This is a genomic window from Allobosea sp. CER48 (assembly GCF_044752385.1).
GTDB lineage: Bacteria > Pseudomonadota > Alphaproteobacteria > Rhizobiales > Beijerinckiaceae > Allobosea.
Genome location: NZ_JBIWYK010000495.1, coordinates 1 through 2,152 on the forward strand (window position 1 = coordinate 1; position 2,152 = coordinate 2,152).

At 66.4% G+C, this 2,152-nt stretch carries 2 protein-coding genes and 1 pseudogene; 2 read left to right on the forward strand and 1 reads right to left on the reverse strand.

Annotated elements, in window-relative coordinates; translation table 11 throughout:
- A pseudogene (locus ACIPIA_RS14775) lies at positions 1-941 on the forward strand (hypothetical protein); the annotation flags it as partial.
- A 54-nt stretch (positions 942-995) separates the two neighbouring features.
- Here the strand turns inward: ACIPIA_RS14775 and ACIPIA_RS14780 are convergent.
- Complete coding sequence (locus ACIPIA_RS14780) at positions 996-1,469, reverse strand: hypothetical protein (RefSeq protein ID WP_400510643.1); 474 nt, start codon at positions 1,467-1,469, stop codon at positions 996-998.
- A gap of 234 nt (positions 1,470-1,703) precedes the next feature.
- Here ACIPIA_RS14780 and ACIPIA_RS14785 point away from each other — a divergent pair, with 234 nt between their 5' ends.
- The gene (locus ACIPIA_RS14785) at positions 1,704-2,147 is read left to right on the forward strand and encodes an Lrp/AsnC family transcriptional regulator (protein WP_400510644.1); all 444 of its coding nucleotides are present in this window, start codon (positions 1,704-1,706) and stop codon (positions 2,145-2,147) included.
- Positions 2,148-2,152: the final 5 nt, after the last annotated feature.

Consider the following 2,152-nt stretch of genomic DNA (forward strand, 5'->3'; position numbering starts at 1 on the left):
CCGTAATGCGGGCCGCTGCCCTCGCCCTGATCTGCCTACTGCCCCTTTCCGCGCAGGCCGCCGGCCCGTTCGGCAAGATCGTCGTCGGCAACTGGTCGGGCGGCACCTTCACCAACGACCAGACAGGCGCCTTTTCGCACTGCGCCGTGAGCGCCCGCTACAAGAGCGGCGTGACGATGCTCACCTCGGTAACGGCGCAATATTCCTGGCTGCTGGGCTTCACCAAGCCGAACTGGACGCTCCGGACCGGTGAGACGCTGAAACTCCGGCTGGTCTTCGATCGCAGCTCGACCATCGACGTGACCGCCAACATCAAGTCGCCGACATTGCTCACCATCGCGATGCCCGCGCAATCGGCTCTGATCAGTGCCTTCCGGCAGGGGCGCTATCTCGAACTCGTCGCCAACGATGCGCGCTACACCTTCGCGCTGACCTCGACCGGCGAAATGCTGCCGGCGCTGGTCGAATGCGTGAAGCAGAGCGCCAATGTCCGTGGACCGGCCACGCCCGGCGCTCCCGCCCAGGCTCAGACGCCCGAAACGACGGAGAAGGACCGCGCGGCTCGAACCGAGAAGAAGGCGCTGCTGGAGAAGACCCGCGACCTGATCCGCAGCAAGATGCTGGCCTGCATCGGCCGCGAAGGCGCCCCAATGCTGCTCACCGACGAGAAGGCTGAAGTGGTGGCCAAGGCCGCGATGCTGTTCTGCAAGGGCGATGTCGATGCCCTGACCAATGCGACGATCGAGCTCATCGAGACCGAGGAGGGCCGCCCCACCAACCGCGGCCTTATCCGCGAGGCTGCGGAAAGGCGGGTTCAGGACGTCGTGACGGCGCACATCATCCGGGCCCGCGGGGAGATGCTCGGCAAGGGGCAGAGGCCTGTCGATCCGGCGCCGTCACGGCCGTCCGACCCCGCCTCGCGCCCCTCGCAGATGCTCTGAAACGCAAGACGCCGCGCCTTCCGGCGCGGCGTTCGAAAACATGTCGATGCGAGATCAGCCCTTGAGCTTGGCGTTGCACTGGCTCCAGTAGCCGCCGCCCTTCTCGATCCATTTCAGCTCGCCATTGGCGTTAGCCGCCTTGTTGGCGTTGTACTGATCGGCGCAGGTCTTCAGGCGCGCCTTGCCGGCGCTCTCGTTCGAGTATTTCTGCGACACGCTCCGCGGGAAGACGGCGGCCCTGGCCTTGCCGGCCGGCATCGCGGCGGGCTTGGCGGCTGGCGCCGCCGCTGTCGTGGCAGGCGCCGGCGTCTCCGGCACGGCCGCGGCGGCATCGGCGTCATTGGCGTCATCGTCGCCGCACTGGGCCTTGCGGAAGTCGTTCCACTTCTGGCCCTTCAGCGTGTTGGCCTTCTTGGCGTCCTGATATTTGGCGCTGCACTCCTTCATCGTCAGCGCCGAGGCGGGCGCGACCGTGAAGGAGGCAAAAGCAAGGGCCGATGCAGATGCGAGAATGAATGTCCTGAACATGACCTTCTCCATGGCAAAGCGTGCTGCCGCCGGACGGCATGCCACTCCGATTTGCGCCCCGAGGCAAGCCCTTTCCGGCGCGCCGATCAACCCTTGCGCCAACAAGATGTTCCTTTGCTGGCAAGCGCTTGCGCCGGATGGCGGGCGGAAAGCCGGGGAGCGTGAGGGCTTCCCCCTTGCCTGCGCCCGGCGTTTCCCTGCTATATGACGGCCCACCACGCCCCCGGAGACGATATGGCACGGCCGTCGGACGCCGCGAAGGACCGCGAGCTCATCCGCATCCTGACCGAAAATGCGCGTCTGCCGCTGTCCGAGATCGCAAAGCAGCTCGGCGTCTCGCGCGCGACGGCGCAAGGGCGGCTGGCGCGGCTGGAGCGTGACGGCGTGATCGCCGGCTACACCACCATCCTCGGCAAGGCGAGCCGGCCGGCCACCACGATCTCTGCGCTCATCCTGATCGAGCTGGAAGTGAAACAACAGGGCAGCGTGGTCGCGGCGCTGAAGAAGCGGCCGGAAATCGTGCAGTGCCACACACTGAGCGGGCATTTCGACCTCTCCGTGAAGATCGAATGCGAGACGGCGAGCGACCTCGACACCATCATCGACTGGATCGCCGAGATGGAAGGCGTCCGGCGCACGACCTCCTCCGTCATTCTGGCCCGGAAATTCGAACGCTGACGCGG